General features: G+C 71.0%; 16 protein-coding genes, 2 tRNA genes and 1 pseudogene. 14 read left to right on the top strand and 5 right to left on the bottom strand.

The annotated features are described in order from the left end of the window. Nucleotides 1-2: 2 nt before the first annotated feature. The 10 genes from M8H82_RS20660 (at nucleotide 3) to M8H82_RS20615 (ending at nucleotide 9,494) form a co-directional block, all read left to right on the top strand. Nucleotides 3-668, top strand: coding sequence for a phosphonatase-like hydrolase (locus tag M8H82_RS20660; protein ID WP_250076246.1), 666 nt, complete (start codon nucleotides 3-5; stop codon nucleotides 666-668). Then, nucleotides 665-1,717, top strand: coding sequence for an ABC transporter ATP-binding protein (locus M8H82_RS20655; RefSeq protein ID WP_250076245.1), 1,053 nt, complete (start codon nucleotides 665-667; stop codon nucleotides 1,715-1,717). Before M8H82_RS20660 ends, M8H82_RS20655 begins: the two co-directional genes overlap by 4 nt. Beyond that, entirely contained in the window at nucleotides 1,710-2,528 is an 819-nt protein-coding gene (locus M8H82_RS20650; RefSeq protein ID WP_250076243.1) for a 2-aminoethylphosphonate ABC transporter permease subunit, read from the top strand. The genes M8H82_RS20655 and M8H82_RS20650 overlap by 8 nt, the downstream gene beginning before the upstream one ends. Beyond that, nucleotides 2,515-3,312 (top strand): ABC transporter permease subunit, encoded by a 798-nt coding sequence (locus M8H82_RS20645; RefSeq protein WP_250076241.1) that lies wholly within the window; start codon nucleotides 2,515-2,517, stop codon nucleotides 3,310-3,312. The genes M8H82_RS20650 and M8H82_RS20645 overlap by 14 nt, the downstream gene beginning before the upstream one ends. Nucleotides 3,313-3,349: 37 nt before the next feature. Continuing rightward, nucleotides 3,350-4,405 (top strand): 2-aminoethylphosphonate ABC transporter substrate-binding protein, encoded by a 1,056-nt coding sequence (locus M8H82_RS20640; protein WP_250076238.1) that lies wholly within the window; start codon nucleotides 3,350-3,352, stop codon nucleotides 4,403-4,405. A 67-nt stretch (nucleotides 4,406-4,472) separates the two neighbouring features. Continuing rightward, the gene (locus M8H82_RS20635) at nucleotides 4,473-5,999 is read left to right on the top strand and encodes an alkaline phosphatase family protein (protein ID WP_250076236.1); all 1,527 of its coding nucleotides are present in this window, start codon (nucleotides 4,473-4,475) and stop codon (nucleotides 5,997-5,999) included. 75 nt (nucleotides 6,000-6,074) lie between these two features. Then, a complete protein-coding gene (locus M8H82_RS20630) occupies nucleotides 6,075-6,854 on the top strand; it encodes an HAD-IIA family hydrolase (RefSeq protein ID WP_250076234.1) in 780 nt (259 codons plus the stop codon). A gap of 103 nt (nucleotides 6,855-6,957) precedes the next feature. Further along, nucleotides 6,958-7,488, top strand: a complete 531-nt coding sequence (locus M8H82_RS20625; RefSeq protein WP_250076232.1) for a hypothetical protein — start codon at nucleotides 6,958-6,960, stop codon at nucleotides 7,486-7,488. A 2-nt stretch (nucleotides 7,489-7,490) separates the two neighbouring features. Further along, entirely contained in the window at nucleotides 7,491-8,156 is a 666-nt protein-coding gene (locus M8H82_RS20620; RefSeq protein ID WP_250076230.1) for a class F sortase, read from the top strand. 318 nt (nucleotides 8,157-8,474) lie between these two features. Continuing rightward, nucleotides 8,475-9,494, top strand: a complete 1,020-nt coding sequence (locus M8H82_RS20615; RefSeq protein WP_250076228.1) for a glycoside hydrolase family 6 protein — start codon at nucleotides 8,475-8,477, stop codon at nucleotides 9,492-9,494. A gap of 40 nt (nucleotides 9,495-9,534) precedes the next feature. Here the strand turns inward: M8H82_RS20615 and M8H82_RS20610 are convergent, their stop codons facing one another. The 3 genes from M8H82_RS20610 to M8H82_RS20600 form a co-directional block, all read right to left on the bottom strand. Further along, nucleotides 9,535-11,472, bottom strand: a complete 1,938-nt coding sequence (locus tag M8H82_RS20610; RefSeq protein WP_250076227.1) for a kelch motif-containing protein — start codon at nucleotides 11,470-11,472, stop codon at nucleotides 9,535-9,537. Then, nucleotides 11,469-13,442 carry a glycosyltransferase family 2 protein gene (locus M8H82_RS20605; protein ID WP_250076224.1) on the bottom strand — a complete coding sequence of 658 codons (1,974 nt, stop codon included), beginning with the start codon at nucleotides 13,440-13,442 and terminating at the stop codon, nucleotides 11,469-11,471. The genes M8H82_RS20610 and M8H82_RS20605 overlap by 4 nt, the downstream gene beginning before the upstream one ends. Before the next feature lie 414 nt (nucleotides 13,443-13,856). Further along, nucleotides 13,857-13,930, bottom strand: a tRNA-Lys gene (locus M8H82_RS20600). Between the two features lie 158 nt (nucleotides 13,931-14,088). Between M8H82_RS20600 and M8H82_RS20595 the strand changes: the two genes are divergently transcribed. From M8H82_RS20595 to M8H82_RS20580, 4 genes and pseudogenes are all read left to right on the top strand, one after another. Continuing rightward, the gene (locus M8H82_RS20595) at nucleotides 14,089-15,372 is read left to right on the top strand and encodes a peptidoglycan-binding protein (RefSeq protein ID WP_250076221.1); all 1,284 of its coding nucleotides are present in this window, start codon (nucleotides 14,089-14,091) and stop codon (nucleotides 15,370-15,372) included. Nucleotides 15,373-15,424: 52 nt separating this feature from the next. Continuing rightward, nucleotides 15,425-16,534 (top strand): SPFH domain-containing protein, encoded by a 1,110-nt coding sequence (locus M8H82_RS20590; RefSeq protein WP_250076219.1) that lies wholly within the window; start codon nucleotides 15,425-15,427, stop codon nucleotides 16,532-16,534. Nucleotides 16,535-16,677: 143 nt separating this feature from the next. Continuing rightward, the gene (locus tag M8H82_RS20585; RefSeq protein WP_250076218.1) at nucleotides 16,678-17,283 is read left to right on the top strand and encodes a lytic polysaccharide monooxygenase; all 606 of its coding nucleotides are present in this window, start codon (nucleotides 16,678-16,680) and stop codon (nucleotides 17,281-17,283) included. Nucleotides 17,284-17,373: 90 nt separating this feature from the next. Then, nucleotides 17,374-19,060 (top strand): annotated as a pseudogene (locus M8H82_RS20580) (AMP-binding protein). Here M8H82_RS20580 and M8H82_RS20575 read toward each other — a convergent pair. After that, nucleotides 19,026-19,099: transfer RNA gene (locus M8H82_RS20575), tRNA-Lys, on the bottom strand. The pseudogene M8H82_RS20580 and the gene M8H82_RS20575 sit on opposite strands and share 35 nt — an antisense overlap. A 137-nt stretch (nucleotides 19,100-19,236) precedes the next feature. After that, nucleotides 19,237-19,995, bottom strand: coding sequence for an IclR family transcriptional regulator C-terminal domain-containing protein (locus tag M8H82_RS20570; RefSeq protein ID WP_250076216.1), 759 nt, complete (start codon nucleotides 19,993-19,995; stop codon nucleotides 19,237-19,239). Nucleotides 19,996-20,061 lie beyond the last annotated feature (66 nt).

The following is a 20,061-nucleotide window of genomic DNA, read 5'->3' as shown; positions in this document are numbered from 1 at the left end:
ACATGACCGAAGACATCCGACTCGTCGTCCTCGACATGGCCGGCACCACCGTCGCCGACGGCGGCCTCGTGGAGCAGGCCTTCGCCGAGGCGGCCCGGCAGCTCGGCGCCGAACCCGCCTCGATGCTGGACCACGTCCGCGCCACCATGGGCGAGTCCAAGATCTCCGTCTTCCGGCACCTGTTCGGGGAGGAGGCGAAGGCCCAGCAGGCCAACAAGGCCTTCGAGGAGGCGTACGCCCGACTCGTCGACGCCGGCCGGATCGCGCCGGTCCCGGGGGCGCGCGAGGCCATCGAGGAGCTGACGTCCCAGGGCCGCACGGTCGTGCTGACCACCGGCTTCGCCCGCCCCACCCAGGACGCCATCCTGACCGCGCTCGGCTGGCAGGACCTGGTCCCGCTGACGCTGTGCCCGGCCGACGCCGGAGGCCGCGGACGGCCATACCCGGACATGGTCCTGACCGCGTTCCTCCGCACGGCCGCGGCGGACGGCGTCCGGCAGGTCGCGGTCGTCGGCGACACCTCCTACGACATGCTCAGCGGCGTCCGCTCGGGCGCGGGCCTCGTCGCGGGCGTCCTGACCGGCGCCCACGACGCGCAGGCGCTCGCGGCCGCCGGCGCGCACCGGGTCCTCGACTCCGTCGCGCAACTGCCGGGAGCGCTGGCATGAGCAGCGGCATCCGCTTCGACGGCGTCACCGTCTCCTACGACGGCCATGTCGTCCTCGACGCCCTCGACCTCACCGTCGCCCCCGGCGAAGTCATGGCGCTGCTCGGGCCGTCCGGATCCGGCAAGACCACCGCGCTGCGGGCGGTCGCCGGGTTCGTGCGGCCCGCCGCCGGGCGGGTCTTCCTCGGCTACCGTGACGTCACCGCACTGCCCCCGCACCGGCGGGGCATCGGGATGGTCGTCCAGCAGTACGCCCTCTTCCCGCACATGCGGGTCGAGGACAACGTGGCCTTCGGACTCAAGGCCCGCAGGACGGCCCGGGACGAGATCCGCGGGCGGGTCGCCGAGGCCCTGGAGCTGACCGGCATGGCGGCCTACGCGCGCCGCTACCCCCGCGAGCTCTCCGGCGGCCAGCAGCAGCGCGTCGCCATCGCGCGGGCGCTCGCCATCCGGCCCGGGGTGCTGCTGCTGGACGAACCCCTGTCCGCCCTCGACGCCCGGCTGCGCTCCGGCATGCTCGCCGAACTGGCCCGCCTGCACCGGGAACTGCCGGACGTCTCCATCCTGTACGTCACCCACGACCAGGTCGAGGCGCTCACCCTGGCCGACCGGATCGCGGTGATGGACTCGGCGCGGCTCCAGGCCTGCGGCACCCCCCGGGAGCTGTACCGCGCCCCGGCCGACGAGTTCACCGCGTCCTTCGTGGGCAACGCCAACCTGCTCCCGGTGACCGTGCGTCCGGGCGGCGTGACCTTCGGCGGCACCGGACTCGAGGTGGACACCATGGGCGCGGCACCGGGCGCGCGGGCCACCCTGTGCGTACGGCCGCACCTGATCGGCCTCGGCGACGGCCCCAACCGCCTGTCCGGGACGGTCCGGGAGATCCAGTGGCGGGGATCCACCCACCGGCTGTACGTCGAGATCGACGGCCACCGGGTCATGGCGGACCTGCGGGAACTGAGGAACCCGCCCGCCCTCGGCGACCCGGTGAGCCTGCACTTCTCCCCGGAGGACGCGGTGGTGCTGACCGCGGGAGTCACCGATGACTAGACGGTTGCTGTGGGCGGCCCCGCCCGTCGCCCTCCTCGCCCTCTTCTTCCTCTACCCCCTCGCCCTCGTCGTCGAGCAGTCCCTGAAGCCGGACACCGGGGGCACGTCGTTCCAGCCGTACACGGACGTCTTCGCCTCCGAGGCGTTCCGCGAGGCACTGTGGACCACCGTCTGGCTGGCGCTCGCCGCCACCGCCGGATGCCTGGTGCTCGGCTTCGTCCTGGCGCTGGTCATCGCCTTCGTGCCCTTCCCCGGGGCACGGGCGGTGGCCCGGTTCATCGACGTCTTCCTCTCCTTCCCCTCCTTCCTGATCACGCTCGCCCTGCTGTTCGTCTACGGCAGCGTCGGCATGGCCAACGGCCTGTGGACGGACGTCACCGGGGCCGCCGACGGACCCTTCCGGTTCCTCACCACGCCCTGGGGCGTCCTGCTCGCCGAGATCACGTACTTCACGCCGTTCGTGATGCGGCCGCTGCTCGCCGCCTTCGCCCAGCTCGACACCGCGCAGCTGGAGGCGGCCGGTTCGCTGGGCGCCCGGGCGCCGAGGATCGTCCGGCGGATCATCCTGCCCGAGGCGCTGCCCGCCCTCGCGGCCGGCGGCAGCCTGGTCCTGGTCCTGTGCCTCAACGAGTTCGGCATCGTGCTCTTCACCGGCGCCAAGGGCGTCACCACGCTGCCCACCCTCGTCTACAGCAAGGCGATCCTGGAGTCCGACTACCCGGGCGCCTGCGTGGTCGCCGTCGTCAACGTCCTGATCTCCGTGGGCCTGTACGGCCTGTACCGGGTGGTGAGCCGTCGTGCTGGTGCATAGCCGCGGGGCCAAGTGGGCCGTATGGGCCCTGTTCCTCCTGTTGTTCCTGCCGCTGTTCGCGCTGCCGCTGCTGGTGGTCCTCGGCGCCTCCTTCGCCACCAACTGGTCGAGCGTGCTGCCGTCCGGCTTCACCACCGAGCACTACTCCGCGGCCACCCGCGGCGAGGCCCTCCAGGCGCTCACCACCAGCCTGCTCACCGCGGCCGGGGCGAGCCTGCTCGCCCTCGCCACCGGCACCTGGGCCGCCCTCACCGCCCAGGCCCTCGGCAGGCGCGGGCGGCGGGTGTTGGACGCGCTGTTCGTGCTGCCGCTCGCGGTGCCCTCCGTGGTCGTCGGGCTCGCCGTGCTGGTCGCCTTCTCGCAGCCGCCGATGCTGCTCAACGGCACCCGGTGGATCGTGATCGTCGCGCACACCGTGCTGGTCACCGCCTTCGCCCACCAGTCGGTGTCCGCCGCGCTGACCCGCCTCGACCCCGCCTACGAGCAGGCCGCCGCCTCGCTCGGGGCGCGCCCCTCCTACGTGCTGTGGCGGGTGAAGCTGCCCCTGCTGCTGCCCTCCCTGTCCGCCGCGGCCGGCCTCTGCTTCGCCCTGTCCATGGGCGAGCTGAGCGCCACGATGATGCTCTATCCGCCCGACTGGACCCCGCTTCCGGTCCTGATCCACGCGGCCACCGACCGCGGTGCCCTGTTCACCGGGTCCGCCGTCGCCGTGGTCCTGATGACGGCGACGCTGCTCGTCCTGTTCGCCGTCTCCCGCGTACGCACCAAAGCCTCCTACCGCTGACCGACATCCCCCTCACCCGTTGGGAGTTCACCTCGCCATGCCCAGAAACCGCAGCACGCTCGCCGTAGCCCTCGCGCTGGTCGCCGTCCCGGTGCTGTCCGCCTGCGGCGGCAGCTCCGCCGCCTCCGACGAGAAGGTCGTCACCGTCTACAGCGCGGACGGCCTCAAGGGGGAGAACGGCGACGGCTGGTACGACCGGATCTTCGCGGACTTCGAGAAGGAGACCGGCATCGAGGTCGAGTACGTCGAGGGCGGCTCCGGAGAGATGGTGCAGCGCGCCGTCCGCGAGAAGAGCAACCCGCAGGCCGACGTCCTCGTCACCCTGCCGCCGTTCATCCAGCAGGCCGACGGCAAGGGGCTGCTGCAGACGTACGTCCCCAAGGGCGCCGACCAGGTCAGCGGGGCCGACAAGTCCGCCGACGGGACGTGGACCTCCGTCGTCAACAACTACTTCGGGTTCATCTACAACAAGAAGGAGCTGGCGCAGGCGCCCACCACGTGGGAGGAGCTGCTGGACGCGAAGTACAAGGACAAGCTCCAGTACTCCACGCCGGGCGTGGCCGGCGACGGAACCGCCGTCCTCATCAAGGCGATGCACGACTTCGGCGGCGAGGAGGCCGCGCTGGAGTACCTCGGCGAGCTGCAGTCCAACAACGTCGGCCCGTCCGCCTCCACCGGCAAGCTCGCGCCCAAGGTCGACAAGGGCGAACTGCTGGTCGCCAACGGCGATGTGCAGATGAACTACGCCCAGTCCAAGGACATGCCCAACCTCGGGATCTGGTTCCCGGCGCGCGAGGGCGGCAGGCCGACGACGTTCGCGCTGCCGTACGCGGCCGGTCTGGTGACGGACGCCCCGCATTCGGAGAACGGCAGGAAGCTCCTCGACTACATGCTCGGCCGCACGGCGCAGCAGCAGGTCAGCGAGATCGGCGGCGGCTTCACCGCCCGCCAGGACGTCAAGGCGGTCGACGCCGACGCCGTCGCCCTGGCGAACCTCGTCAAGGACGTCGAGATCTTCGAGCCGGACTGGGACGCCATCGAGAAGAACCTGACCGAGCACGTCGACAACTGGAAGTCGGCGACCGGCAGCTGAGCACCACGACCCCCGGGTCACCTGGCACCAACGGCACCCACACCCCCGTTCGATTCCGGAGGAACACGTGACGTCATCACCCACCCGCCGCACCGTGCTCACCGCCACCGCGACCACCGCAGCGGCCCTCGCCCTCGGGCCCGCCCCCGCCGCCCACGCCGCGCCCGCGCTGCCCAACGGCACCAGCAGGGACAAGGTCCTCGTCATCGGCATGGACGGCCTCCGCCACGACCGGATCGCCGCCGCCGACGCCCCGCACCTGAAGGCCATGATGAGCGAGGGCACCTTCGGCACCTCGCTGCTCTACGCCAACCCCATGGCCGCCACCTCCTCGGGCCCCGGCTGGTCGACCATCGCCACCGGTGTCTGGCCCGACAAGCACGGAGTGAAGGACAACACCTTCACCGGCAAGAAGTACGGCCAGTACCCCGGCCTCCTCGCCCGCCTCGCCCAGCTCCGGCCCGAGCTGTCCACCTACGCCGCCGTCGACTGGAAGCCCCTGGACACCCAGGGCACCGTCACCCCCGGCGCCGACGCCAAGCTGGTCCTCGACGGCGACGCCGACGGCTACACCGGCCACGACGCCACCATCGCCGCCGAGACCGAAGCCCTGCTGCGCGACCAGAACCCCGACGTCCTCTTCGTCTACTTCGGCCAGTCCGACATCGTCGGCCACAACTCTGGCGCCGGCAGCCAGGCCTACCTGAACCAGATCGCCGTACAGGACGCCTACCTCGGCAGGCTCCGCGCCGCGATCAAGGCCCGGCCCACCTACTCCACCGAGCGCTGGACCGTCATCGTCACCACCGATCACGGCCATCTGGACGCGGGCGGCCACGGCGGCTCCGCCATCGAGGAGCGCCGCACCTTCGTCCTGGCCACCGGCCCCGGCATCGCGGCCGGCGCCCGCCCCCTCGACACCCGGCTCGTGGACGTGGTGCCCACCGTCCTCAGACAGCTCGGCATCGCCGTCGACCCCGCCTGGGGCCTGGACGGCAAGCCGATCCAGGAGCGCTCCACCGACCCCTTCGACACGCTCGCCCTGTCCGCCCGCACCGACGAGACGGGCATCCCGGGGACCGTCCTCGGCTACACCCGCACCCCGCCCAGCGGCTGGTCCGTCATCAACAGCGCCATGGGCACCGGCGGGGTCACCGAGTGGCGGGGCTGGTCCTTCGCCACCGACGAGTTCTGGTCCCGCACCCAGCGCGACCAGTCCCGGGAGCTCAACGTCCGCGCCCGCGGGGTCTTCGCCGTCGCCGACTCCGACGAGTGGGCGGACAAGACCTTCTCCGGCAGCTTCGACAGCACCCTGGTGACGCCCGCCCACGACGTCACCGGCAAGAGCACGGTCCGCCTGGACTTCGTCACCTTCTACCGGCAGGAAGGCGCCCAGACCGCCCAGGTCCTCGCCTCCTTCAACGGCGGCACCCCCACCGCCGTCAGGAGCTACACCTCCGACGTCGTCTCCCAGCCGCAGTCCCTGTCCGTACCGGTCCCGGCCGGAGCCTCCACCGTGAACTTCCGCTTCCGCTACACCGGGTCCAACAACTGGTACTGGGTGATCGACGGGGTCAGGATCAGCGCGTCCTGATTAGGCTGAGGGCGTCGGTACGCCGTGGTTCCGGCGCCCTCCGCCCATCCCGTACGTACGCCAGGAGTTCCGCACATGGCAGACCGCAAGCCCATCGAGTCATGGCTCACCGACATGGACGGAGTGCTGATCCACGAGGGCGTACCGATCCCCGGCGCCGACGCCTTCCTGAAGAAGCTGCGCGAGTCCGGCAAGCCCTTCCTGGTGCTGACCAACAACTCCATGTACACCCCGCGCGACCTGCACGCCCGGCTGCGCCGCATGGGCCTCGAGGTGCCGATCGAGTCCATCTGGACCTCGGCGCTGGCCACCGCCCAGTTCCTGGACGACCAGCGGCCCGGCGGCTCCGCCTACGTCATCGGCGAGGCGGGCCTGACCACGGCACTGCACGACATCGGCTACATCCTCACCGACCACGAGCCGGACTACGTCGTCCTCGGCGAGACCCGGACGTACTCCTTCGAGGCCATGACCAAGGCGGTCCGCCTGATCAACGGCGGCGCCCGCTTCATCTGCACCAACCCCGACGAGACGGGCCCGTCCACCGAGGGCCCGCTGCCCGCGACCGGCGCCGTGGCCGCCCTGATCACCAAGGCGACCGGCAAGCAGCCCTACTTCGCGGGCAAGCCGAACCCCCTGATGATGCGCACCGGCCTGAACGCCATCGGCGCCCACTCCGAGTCCAGCGCCATGATCGGTGACCGGATGGACACCGACGTGCTGGCCGGCATCGAGGCCGGGATGCAGACCTTCCTCGTGCTGACCGGCCTGACCGGGACCGCGCAGGTGGAGAACTTCCCGTACCGCCCCTCCCAGGTCGTCGACTCCATCGCCGACCTGGTCGACCGGATCTGAAACCCGCTTCCGCCCGGATACGACCCGTTCGGAGCAGTCGGACCCCGCTGCGGATGCGGGGTCCGGCACCCAGGAGGACTCTCCAGGTATCTGGAGGTTCACGATGGGCATAGTCAAGGTCACTCTCTGTGCAGCTTCCGCGGTGCTCGCCGCGGCACTCACCCCGGCGGCGTACGCGGCGGACGGAGGTGGCATCTCGGTGAACCCCGCCTCACCCGTCCCGGGCGCCGAGGTCGCGCTGCGGATGACGGGCTGCGCGGAACGGACGGCGAGTGCCTTCTCGGCCGCGTTCGTCACCGACGTCAAGCTGGCCGTCACCGGCTCCGAGGGCATCCTCGTCGGCGAGAGCCGCATCCGGTCCTCGCTGCGGGTCGGCTCCTACGACGTCACCGTCACCTGCGGGGACGCCCGGCACACGGTCGCACTCCCGGTGGGGGACACCCCCGCCGCGCCCGCCTCCCCGATCGCCCCCGTCAAGGCGGGCGGCGGCGGTGCGGCGGTCCACCTCGGCACCGAGGAGAGCGGGACCACCGGACCCGGGATCGGCCACGCGGTGACCGGTCTCGTCCTCGCCGGAGTCGCGGCGACGGCCGTGGCGCTCAGAAGCGCCCGCCGGAGCCGCAGGGCGGACTGACCATGTCCGACGAGCACCGCCCCCGGTTCTCCGGCCGGCTGCTGACGGGCACGGCCTGGGCCGTGCTGCTGCTCGGGCTCTGGCTGTGGGGACGGGACGTCACCGAGGTACGCCACGGGACGTCCACGCCGACCACCGGCGACATGGCCGCGGTCGGCCGCCCGCCCGACGTCGACCTGCCGCCCCCCGCCGGACCGCTCGGCCCGGCGAGTCCCCAGCGCCTGGACATCCCCGGCCTCGGCGTGCAGGCACCCGTGGTCGCGCGCGGCCTGGACGCGCAGGGCGCCGTCGACCCGCCGCCCTTCGAACAGCCCGGCATCGTCGGCTGGTACGCGGCCGGCGCGGCACCCGGCGCGCGCGGCACGGCCCTGATGGTGGGGCACGTGGACACCGAGACCCGGCCCGCCGTCTTCTACAAGATCAGCGCACTCAAGCCCGGTGCGACGGTCCGGGTCATCCGCGACGACGGCCGGGTCGCCGAGTTCACCGTCGACGACGTCCAGGTCGTCACCCGGGAACTCTTCGACGCCCGCCAGGCCTACGGGCCCCGCGAACCGGGCCGCTCCGAACTCCGGCTCATCACCTGCGGCGGCACCTTCGACCGGGCGAGCCGCAGCTACACGGCGAACGTGGTGGTGTCGGCGTACCTCACGGGCACGGGCCTGTGAGGCGCACCCGGCCCGGTCGACGACCCGCTCCCCGGGAAGCCGCCGACCGGGCTGGTCCTCGACCGCGTGCGCTCGGGCTGCGGGAGAAACCCGACGGCAGCGCGGGAGGCTCGAGTGGTCATGTGGGGGAGGCGACAGGCCGGGCGGGGGCCGGGGCCGTCCGATACGACTGTAGAGCGGAAGCGGGCCGCGGCCTAGAGGCCGGCCGGCGCGGGCCGGGGCGGTACGGCTCCCGGGCAGGGCGGGGCCGACCTCATGGGGCGCAGGACGCGTGTGTCAGGATTGAGGCTTGGATGAGTGCACCCAAGGGGGAGTTGGATGTACGGCAGTAGGGGGGCCCGCAGGGGGGCGTCCGCGGTGGTGCTGGGGGCTGCACTGCTGATCGCGGGCTGTTCTTCCTCGGACGACGGGGGTGACGAGCCGGAGAAGTCCGGCGCCGGCATCACCCAGCAGCCCAAGGAGACCGACCCGTTCTGGGTCAACCCGGAGGGCAACGCGGCCCAGCAGGTGGCCGCCTACGAGAAGGCGGGCAAGAAGGCCGACGCCGAGCAGATCCGCAAGATCGCCGAGCAGCCGACCGGCGAGTGGATCGGCCCGGAGACCCCGGAGGAGGACGCCCGCGGCTACACCGAGGCCGCGGACGAGGCGGACCGCACGGCCCTGCTCGTCCTCTACAACATCCCGCACCGCGACTGCGGCCAGTACTCACAGGGCGGCGCCGCCGACGGCAACGCCTACCGCGACTGGGTCGACGGGGTCGCCAAGGGCATCGGCGACCGTTCGGCCACGGTCGTCCTCGAACCGGACGCGGTCCTGCACCTGGTGGACGGCTGCACCCCGGACGAGTTCCACGAGGAGCGCTACGACCTCCTCAAGGGCGCGATCGAGAAGCTGAAGTCGCTGAAGAACACCAAGGTGTACCTGGACGCGGGCAACGCGGGCTGGGGCAACCCGGACCAGATCTTCGAGCCGCTGAAGTGGGCCGGCATCGACAAGGCGGACGGCTTCTCGGTCAACGTCTCGAACTTCTACACCACCGAGGACTCCCTCGCGTACGGCAAGACGCTCTCCGCGAAGGTGGGCAACAAGCCCTTCGTCATCGACACCAGCCGCAACGGCAACGGCCCCTACGAGGAGGGCGACCCGGCGGAGCGCTGGTGCAACCCGCCCGGCCGCGCCCTGGGCGAGACCCCGACGACCAAGACGGCGGACCCGCTGGTCGACGCCTACGTCTGGGTCAAGCGCCCGGGCGAGTCGGACGGCGAGTGCAAGGGCGGCCCGAAGGCCGGGGAATGGTGGCCGGAGTACGCCCTCGGTCTGGCGAAGGCCTCCGAGTAAGGGAATGGCCCGCGCCCCGAGAGGGGCGCGGGCCATCGTTCTAGGGCACCCGAACCCATTGCGCCTCGGACGGCACTCCCTGGTCGTCCACGGCGAACAGCATGTACCAGCCGGCCTGAACGAGGTTCTTGTTCTCCGGCATCGTCACCGTCACCTTGTCCCCCTCCGTCGTGAAGTCCAGCGCGATCGACCGCTGGTCCACGTCCGTCACATGCGTGGCCGCGCTCGGCCGGATCAGCCGCACCTTCTTGATGGAGGAGGCGTGCTGCGAGGTGAACGTCCCGGACTCGCCGTGCTCGATGGTCTCCGTCCCCTTGGACAGCGACGGCCGCGAGCCCTGGTACAGGTACGGCGGCGTATAGATCTCGATCCGCTGCTCGAACTTCCCCGGCTTGGTGTTCGCCTTGTCGGCGTACAGCGAGTCCGACCCGAAGAACATCACGCGCCCGTCGGGCAGCAGCACGGAACCGGAGTGGTAGTTCCGTCCCACCAGCGGATCGGCGACCTGGTCGAAGGAGCCGCTCGACGCGTTGTAGATACGGGCTTCGAGGATGTTGGAGTCCCCCCGCCCGCGGTAGTCCTCGGAGCCACCGGACACCAGCACGGAGTCGTCGGGCAGCACGGAGGCCGACGGATAGCGCGTCCCCTTGTCCAGCGAGGGCCCGTCCACGAACTTCGGGCTGTCCGCCTTCAGATCGACGATCCGGGTCTTCGCACTGGACAGCTTGGACTCGCCGACCCCGCCACCGCCGATGACCATGTACTTCTCGTCCTGCGCCGGAGGCAGCAGCACGGTCGCCGAGGTCTCCAGCCGGTCGGGGTCGCTCAGCCCGGGAAGCTTGCTGAACTTGTTGGTCTCCACGTCCCAGACTCCGGGGTCGCGCCCCACGTCGTCAGGGCCGTACCCCGCGTTGGAGCCGGAGTAGAAGATCTTCCCGTTCTGCATCAGGAACAGCGCCGGGTAGGTCGGGAACTGCCGAACCTTGTCGGTGTACGTCCACTTCTTGGTCTCGGGGTCGTACACCTCGTTCTTGCCCGGCACCAACTGCCCGATGTCGTCGAGCCCGGAGACGCTGAGGATCTTCCCGTCGCTCAGGGTGGTGAGCGTCGGGTACCAGCGGGCCTCCTTCATCGGGTCGACCTTGATGTACTTCTCGGCGACCGGATCGAACTCGTAGGCGTCCCGGATGCCCTGGAAGTCCTTCTTGTCCAGCGCCAGCTTCTGCGCGATGCCGTAGGTGTTCCGCGCGTCGGTGCCGGACAGGCCGTGCACCCGGTAGTTGTCCTCGGTGCCGGTCTCGTACTCGGAGCCGCTCTGCTGCGCCTCGACGTAGATCCGCCCGAGGCCGGGGTCGTTGCGCAGGAACTCGCCGGTCACCTTGTCGAAGACCTTCTTCGCGCGCGGCACCAGCACCGGGTCCTTGGAGACGAACGTCTTGCCGTTCTCCTTGCCGGTGAACTTCGTCCCCGCGGGCAGGGTGATCGGCTCGTCCGGGTTCTCGTTGTGCACGATCATCAGGCCGCCGGCCTTGGTGACGTCACCCTTGAGCTTCTCGTACCGCTTGGTGCCGCCGGCGATCAGCAGGTTGCCGTTCGCCAGCTGGGTGTGCCCCGTGCAGAACAGGTCGGTCGGGGTGGGCACCTTCTTGATGGTGCCCTTGACCGGGTCCCAGATCCGGGTGTCGAACTTCTTCGCGTCGAAGTTCTCCTGGTTGTTGCCGGAGCCCGCGACGAGCAGCACCTTCCCGGTGCGCAGCAGCGCCGCGTGGATGGTGTTCTGCCGGTACTCCTCCGGGAAGTCGACGATCTCCCAGTGGCCGTTGTCGGCTTTGTACTCCGGTCGGTTGATCTGGTACTGGTGGTATTTCTCGGTGCCGAAGCGGTAGAGCCACGGACCGTTCATCCCGGCCAGCGCGAGCACCACCGCCGTGCCTATCGCGAGTCGACGGACACGGCGGCGGCCGGCCTGGTCTTTCATTCCTTACGTCCCCCAAGTCCACCCAGGGCGATCTGCATGGTCTGGTCGGTGCCGCCGCCCTGCGAGGCGGCCCAACTCGGCTTGTGCTGCGGGTCGTGATGCGCGCCCGGTCGGTCCGGCAGCGGCTGCGCCTGGTGCGGCATCGCGGGCGTGCCCGGCTCCGGCTCCCCGCTGACCGGCGGCTTCTTCTTCGCCTGCCGCAGCATGTGCCGCCAGGCGAAGATCGGGGTGGCGGTGATCAGCATGGCGAACGTCGCCCAGATGACCATCGCCGGGTGCGCGTGCCCGTAGACGAAGCCCGCGGCGATCGAGGCGCCGAAGATCAGGATGAAGTACCAGTGGTAGCGGAAGGTGCCGAACCAGCGGTCGGGGCTGGCCGAGTCGCCCTTGGGGGTCACGACGAACTTGCTCTTGCGGCGCAGCGCCGAGTCGATCAGCGCCTTGGCGTACAGCGGCGCCGACAGCGCGGACATCACCATGCCGGCCACACCGCCGGAGCCCTCGGGCTCGTGCGGCGAGACGTTGTGGCGGCGGTTCCAGATGTACAGGCCGATCTGGAGCGCGGAGGCGTTGCCGTAGAGCATCAGCCAGATGGTGGGGTCGATGTTCACACCGGAGGCCCCGAGGCCCAGGAACAGGGCGCAGCTGAGGGCCGCGAGGATCCAGTTCAGGGCGGACATCGGGTAGAAGATGATCATCATCGTGTAGTTGAAGAGCTTGCTCGGCGGCAGCGAGTACCAGCCCTTCCAGTACTGCTTGAGGATCGTCTCGTAGGTCCCTCGCGACCAGCGCATCTGCTGGGTGAAGAAGTCCGTCCAGGCGCTCGGGCCCTCACCGACGGCGAGCACGTCCGGGGTGTAGACCGAGCGCCACTTCTTGCCGGTCGCCGGGTTCTTGTGGCGGTGGATCTCGAAGCCGGTCGCCATGTCCTCGGTGATCGAGTCGTACAGGCCGCCGATCTGCTGCAGCGCCTTGATGCGTACGGCGTTCGACGTACCCACGAACATCGGGGAGCCGTAGCGGTTGCCCGCGCGCTGGATGAGGGCGTGGAAGAGGAACTGCTGGGACTCGGCGGCCTTGGTGACGAAGTTGTCGTAGTTGCCGTAGACCTGCGGGCCGATGACGAAGCCGACGTTCGGGTCCCGGAAGAAGCCGAGCATGCGCTCCAGGTAGTTCGGGAGCGGCACGTGGTCGGTGTCGACGGAGGCGAAGAAGTCGTACTGGTCGCCGTGCGCGTCCAGCCAGGCGTTGTAGTTGCCGTGCTTGGTCTTGGCGCGGTGCGGGCCCTTGGGCTGGTTCCACTTGGCGATGCCCTTGCGGGAGAAGTGGTGCACGCCGAGCCGGGCGCAGACCTCCTTGACCTCCGGGTCGTCGCCCTCGTCGAGCAGCCAGACGTGCAGCAGGCCCCGGTGGCGCAGCTTGACCGCCGCCTCCAGGGTCTTCGTCACCATCTCCAGCGGCTCCTTGCCGGGCACGAAGGAGGTGAGGAAGGCGACTCTGGTGCCGGTCTCGGGCACCACCGGGATCGGGTCGCGGGCGACCAGGGTGGCGTGCGCGTTCGACAGGACGTTCATGCACCGGAAGAACTCGATCAGGCCGATCGAGACGAGCATCACCATGTCGAGCGCCGGCAGGAAGTCGTAGGCCGGGTAGTCGCGTTCGGTCCAGTGCTCGGGCTGGAGCAGCCAGGCCAGCAGCACCAGCGAGAGCAGCGGCGCCGCGGCGAGCATCAGGGCCACGCGTATGCGGTGCGGCTCCTGGGAGATCAGCGAGCGGTACTGCACCCGGTACGGCTTGTTCGGATCGGGCTGGGTGAGGGGGCCGGCCAGCCGGCTGTAGTGCTCGTAGTCGTATTTCGGCAGCGTCTTCTTGATGCGCCGGAACGCTCCGGTCCGATGAGTTGGCACTCTGAGCTGAGTGGTCTGTGACGGGTCGGAGTTCTGCCGGGCGCCCGTCGGCGTCGACGTCATGAGTCATCCCCCCACACGCAGGTCGCCGCGTGTCTGTCGGTTCTTTCGTCGGTGTCGGTCCCCCTCGACCTTCACAGACGTATCAGTGGCGGGTCACCGTCACCACATCTTCCACTTCATAGACATGGAAACGCGACCTTCCGGTTGCATGATGCCCCCCTCGGCATCCGGTCGGGCACGGGGCCCCTCTCCCCGTCGACACGGCAACCGGCTCCTTGCCCCCCAACCGCCGCGCAAGGGCGGCAGCTTGAAGGACCAGGGTTCTACGGCGTTCAGCATGATCGCAAGATGCGAAACGCGGTGTTTACCGGTCATACGCGTTCATTGTGGCGGCTGTGGGGGGCTTGTGTACCTGTTGTGCGCGTCCGGGGACGCGGGAAGCCCCCCGCGTCGACGGGGGGCTTCCTGTGTCGGTGCGCCGCCAGGGACTCGAACCCCGGACCCGCTGATTAAGAGTCAGCTGCTCTAACCAACTGAGCTAGCGGCGCCTGCTGACGCGACAACTCTACCCGACCTCGGAGGGTGCTCCGTCCGGCCCCGGGCCGTACATCATTCGGACCGTCAACATGCGCGCCCGGACGACGGTTGCGAAACTGGCGAATGTGTACACACGCGGATATTCCCACCGAAATGTGAGGGGCATCGCATGGGGACTCCGGTCTTCGAGGAATTCGATCCCGCGAACGACTGCGAGTGCCCCGGATGCGTTCACTGGCGCCGAGTCCTGCCGCACTCCGCGGCCGGACGCGGGGGCGCCCATCCGGCCCACCGGACGGTGATCGTGGCGGCCGCCGCGGCGGCGCTCGGGGCCGGGCAGGCCGTACCGGCGCTCGCGGCCCCGCAGGCGCCCGTCCGGCCGAGCCTTCCGGCCGCCGACGAGCCCGACACCCCGCAGGGGAGCAAGGCCCCGCTGCACGGCCCCGCCGGGGTCCCGTCGAAGCCCGCCGCGGCGCCGGTCACCAGCCGGGCGGAGATCATCCGGCGGGCCAAGCAGTGGGTCGCGGCGAAGGTGCCGTACAGCATGTCCCAGTACTGGTCGGACGGATACCGGCAGGACTGCTCGGGGTTCGTCTCGATGGCCTGGAGCCTGCCCGGCAACGAGTGGACCGGCTCCCTCGGCCAGTACGGCGTGCGCATCGCCAAGGAGGACCTCCAGCCGGGCGACATGCTGCTGTTCCACAACCCGGCCGATCCCGAGCGGGGCTCCCACGTCGTCCTCTTCGGCGGCTGGACGGACTACACGCACACCTCCTACATCGCCTACGAGGCGACCCGCCCGCACGCCCGCAGGCAGGCCACCCCGTACGCCTACTGGAGCCACTCCGGCCGCTATGTCGCCTACCGCTACAAGGGCCTCGCCGGCGGTACCGCGGGCTCCCTCCCGGACACCGCCGCGGCGCCCTATCCGGGCCGGGCGTACTTCGGGCCCGGGGCCAACAACAAGCACGTCACCCGGCTCGGCCGCATGCTCGTCGAACGCGGGGCGGGGCGCTACTACACCGCGGGACCCGGACCGCGCTGGTCGGACGCCGACCAACGGGCCACCCGGGCCTTCCAGCAGGCGCAGGGCTGGCGCGGCGCGGAGGCGGACGGGCTGCCGGGGCCGCGGACCTGGGCGCTGCTGGTCACCGGCCAGGGCAGGGACATCACCGCGGGAGCGGCCGGACCGCCGCCGCCCGCCTCGCACGGGGTGGCCGGGTATCCGGGGCGGGCGCTGTTCCGGCCCGGAGCCGACAACACCTACGTCACGCGGCTCGGCGAGCAACTGGTGAAGAAAGGGTTCGGCAAGTACTACACGACCGGTCCGGGGCCGCGCTGGGGCGAGGCCGACCGGCGGAACGTCGAGGCGTTCCAGCGCGCCCAGGGATGGCGGGGCGGCGCGGCGGACGGCTACCCGGGGCCGGAGACCTGGCGACGGCTGTTCGCGTAATCGACCTGTACCCCCTGTTGTGACGCATCTGGCGCGGAGGCTGGAGGCACGCATGAGCACGACCACTTCACCGACACCGGAGTCCGAGGGACCGCCCAGGACCGCCCGGCTGATCCAGAACGAGGCCACCACCGAGATCCCCGTCCATCTGCTCTTCCGGGACGAACCCGCCCCGGTGGCCGTCCCGCTGAAGCCCGCCGTCGTCAGCCGCCGGCAGGGCACGGGGGAGCAGCCGCGGCTGCGCCGGCCGGCCGCCGCGCAGGGGCGGACCGTGCCCGAGGTGGACCCGGCCCTGGCCGAGCGGCCCGCCAGGGTGCTGCCCGGCGCGGTGGGTGTGCTGGCCGGCGCCTGCGGTCTCGCGGGCTGCGCGGTCACCTCCTGGTGGGCCGGGGTGCTGCCGCCCCTGGTACTGGAGGCACTGCGGCTGCCGTCGTACGCGGGCGGGAGCCTCGGCCCCGCGCAGTGGGCGGCCTATGCCGGGGCCGGCGCTCTCGGCCTGTTCGGCTTCGGCGGACTCGCCCGGGGCCGGACCGGACGGGCCTGGGTGCTCGGTCTGTTCGGCCGCTACCGGGGAACCGTCCGGCGCACCGGCCTGATGTGGGTCAACCCGATGCTGCTGCGCCGCCGGGTGGACGTACGGCTGCGGCACTGGCGCAGCGAGCCGGTGCCGGCGGCCGACGCGAACGGGGTCGCGCTGCGGGTGGTGGTCCTCGCGGTGTGGCGGGTGCGGGACACCGCGCGGGCCACGCTGGGCGTCGAGGACCACGAGACCTACCTGCGGGAGTGCGTGGAGGCCGCGCTCGCCCGGGTCCCCGTGGAGGCGCCCGGGTCGGGGCGCGGCGGCGGCGAGGCGACGGTGGAGGCGCTGACCCGGCTGGTCGCGGCAGACGCTGCGCCCATCGGCGTCGAGGTGTTCTCGGTGCAGCCGGTCCGGGTGGAGTACGCGCCCGAGGTGGCCGCCGCCATGCACCGGCGCCGGATCGCCGCGCTGGACGCCGAGCAGCGGGCGTCGATGCTCACCTCGGTCGTGGACTCGGTGGAGGACACGGTGACCCGGCTGACCATGCGGGGGCTCGTCGAGCTCGACGACTACGAGCGCAAGGCGCTGGTGAAGGACCTCACGGTCGCTTTCTGCGCCGGGCGGGGGGAATCCGCCTCGTAGGTGGTCCTCGTCAGTGGTTCTCGTAATTGGTGTGGACATGCCTTGCGTATGGACATGGCCAACCAACGGCAATATTCTCGAACTTGGTCTAGACCTACCTGCACAGCTCACTGAACATCCCCCACGTTCCCAGGAGCAGCAGCATGCGCAGAAAGACCAAGTTGTCTGCTGCCGTGGTCGGTCTCGCCACCACTGGAGCCCTTGTGCTCTCGTCCGGCGGGGCCAGCGGCCACGGCTACACCGACCTCCCCATCAGCAGGCAGAAGCTCTGCCAGAACGGCACCGTGACCAACTGCGGCTCCATCCAGTGGGAGCCGCAGAGCGTCGAGGGCCCGAAGGGATTCCCGGGCTCCGGCCCGGCCGACGGGCAGATATGCAACGGCGGGGTCGGCCACTTCGGCCAGCTCAGCGCCCCGCGCACGCCGTCGGGCGGTGCCTGGCCTGCGACCAAGGTGACGGGCGGTCAGAGCTACACCTTCCGCTGGCAGTTCACCGCCATGCACGCCACGACCGACTTCCGGTACTACATCACCAAGCCGGGCTGGAACCAGAACCACAACCTGGCCCGCTCCGACCTCAACCTCACACCGTTCCTGACGGTGCCGTACAACAACCAGCGGCCACCGTCCACGCTCTCGCACAGTGGCAGGCTGCCGTCCGGGCTCAGCGGACGGCACGTGATCCTGGCGGTATGGACGGTCGCCGACACCGGCAACGCGTTCTACGCCTGCTCGGACGTCACGTTCTGATCCTCACCCAAATCCCCCGGGGGCGGCCGACCGCCCCTGGGGGACTCCGGGCATGTTCATCTGACGGACCGTCAACTACCCTGCGCGCTCATGGAGTCCACGAGCATCGCCGAACTCGTAGCGGCGCGCTGGGGTGATCACCGGCCGGGACTGTGGTGCGCGGAGCAGGTCCTGACCCACCACGAGGCCGCCACCGGTGCCGCCGCCCGCGCGGCCCTCCTGGCCGACCTGCTGCCGGCCGGCGCCGAGCCGCACGTCGGCGTCCTGCTCGACAACACCCCGGAGTACCCCCTCTGGATCGGCGCCGCCGCGCTCGCCCGGGCCGCCGTCGCCGGGATCAACCCCACCCGCAGGGGCCCGGAGCTGGCCCGGGACATCGTGCACACCGAGTGCCGCGTCCTGATCACCGAGCCCGGATGGCTGCCCCTCCTCAAGGGCCTCGACCTGCCCGGCGTCCGGATCCTGCTGACCGGCTCCGAGGAGTACGACGCCCTGCTCGCGCCGTACGCCGACGCCCGCCCCGACCCCTCCCGCGCCACCCCGGGCGACCGGCTGCTGCTCTGCTTCACCTCCGGCTCGACCGGCGCCCCCAAGGCCGCGATCTGCACGCAGGGCCGGCTGGCGGCGGCGGGGAGGACGCTGGCCGGACAGTTCGGGACCGGCCCCGAGGACGTCCACTACATCTGCATGCCGATGTTCCACGGCAACGCCGTCATCGCCGACTGGGCCCCCGCCCTCGCGGCCGGGGCGGGCGTGGCGCTGCGGCGGCGGTTCTCGGCGTCCGGGTTCCTGGCGGACGTACGGACGTACCGGGCCACGTACTTCACCTACGTCGGCCGGGCCATCCAGTACCTCCTCGCCACCGAGCCGCGCTCCGACGACCGCGACAATCCGCTGCGGCTCGGCTTCGGGACCGAGGCGGGGGCGGCGGACGCGGCGGCCTTCGAGCGGCGGTTCGGGGTGCGGCTGGTGGAGGGGTACGGGTCCTCCGAGGGCGGCGCCGCGGTGCAGTGGTCGCCGGGAACCCCGGCCGGCGCGGTGGGGCGGGCGGGGCCCGGGCTCGCCGTTCTCGATCCGGAGACGGGCGAGGAGCGGCCGCCGGCGCGGTTCGACGCGGGCGGGCGGCTGCTGAACGGGGACGAGGCGATAGGGGAGCTGGTGAACCGGGGGCCGAACCCCTTCGAGGGGTACTGGCGCAATCCGGAGGCGGAAGCGGAGCGGCGGCGGGACGGGGCGTACTGGACCGGCGACCTGTTCTGCCGGGACGCGGACGGCTACCTCTACTTCGCCGGGCGGGCCGACGACCGGATCCGGGTCGACGGGGAGAATCTGGCCGCCGCGATGATCGAGAACATCCTCGCCCGGTACGAGGGCGCCCGCGCCGTCGCCGTGTACGCGGTGCCGGACCCGGTGACCGGGGACCAGGTGATGGCGGCCCTCGCCGGGGACTTCGACCCCGCCGGCGTTCGCGGAGTTCCTGCTCGCGCAGCCGGACCTCGGCACGAAGATGGCGCCCCGGTTCGTACGGGTCATGGACCGCATGCCGGTCACCGCGACGAACAAGATCCACCGAGCCCAGCTCAGACGGGAGGGCGTGCACAGCCCGGACCAGGTGTGGTGGCGCCCCCCGAACGAGTCGACGTACCGCCCGCTCACGGATGAGGACGCGCAAGGCCCGCTCGTCTCCCCGAGCCAGTAAAAGCGAAGGCCCCCCGCTGCTCGCGAGGGGCCTTCACCATCTGTGCGCCGCCAGGGACTCGAACCCCGGACCCGCTGATTAAGAGTCAGCTGCTCTAACCAACTGAGCTAGCGGCGCATGACTCACGACAACCGCTCGTTTTGATGTCTCGCGGCTGGCGACGAAGAAAATAGTACCTGGTCCGAGCGGGTGCTTCGAACCACGGGCGCGAAGGGCTGCGCGACCAGCCCCACGGCCCGCGGACGGAAGACGACCTAGATCGCCAGGGACAGCAGCACCGGCGCCGCGTTCCGGTTCAGCGCGTCCGCCGCCTGCCGCAGCCGATGCGCGTGCTCCAGCGGCAGCGACACCGCCAGGCACCCCACGGACGCCCCCGCCGTGATCGGCACCGCGGCGCACACCGTGCCCACCGCGTACTCCTGCAGATCCAGCACGGGCACCGTCGGCGGCTGGGCCGCGAGACGGGACAGCAGGAGCTTGTCACTGGTGATCGTGCGCGAGGTGAGCCGGGCCATCTTGTGCCGCGAGAGATGATCCCGCCGGCCGTTGTGGTCGAGCTGCGTCAGCAGGCTCTTGCCGACCGCCGTCGCATGGGCGGAGAAACGGAAGTCCACCCACTCGTTCACCGCGGGAGCGGCCGGGCTGTCGGCGTACTGGGTGACCCTCACCTCACCGTCGACGTACCGGCTGATGTACACCGCCGCGCCGACCGAGTCGCGCAGCCGGTCCAGCGTCTGCTGGAGTTTCTCGCGCAGGGCCGTCTCCCGGTCGTGCGCCGAGCCCAGCCGGGCCAGCGCCTCCCCGGTCACATAGGCGCCGTCGGTGATCTGCTCGACGTACCCCTCACGGCGCAGCATCCTCAGGAGGCTGGTCAGGCGCTCCGGGCCGAGGGCGGTGTGCCGGGCGAGTTCGACGTCGGTGATTCCGGTGGTGTGCCGTGCCACGGTCTCCAGGACGCGCAGCGCGTCCTGGGCCGAGTGGTACGGCGCGGTCGGCTCGTGCTTCAGCGCCACGGTGTTTCCCCCTGCGCTAGCTGTGTGAGGCCGGATTCCGGTCAGTCGCTCTCCACGATAGCCGCC

The organism is Streptomyces sp. YS415, from assembly GCF_023544665.1.
Taxonomy (GTDB): domain Bacteria; phylum Actinomycetota; class Actinomycetes; order Streptomycetales; family Streptomycetaceae; genus Streptomyces.
Note: the sequence above shows the minus strand (reverse complement) of the source record. Positions and strands in the feature narration are given on the sequence as shown.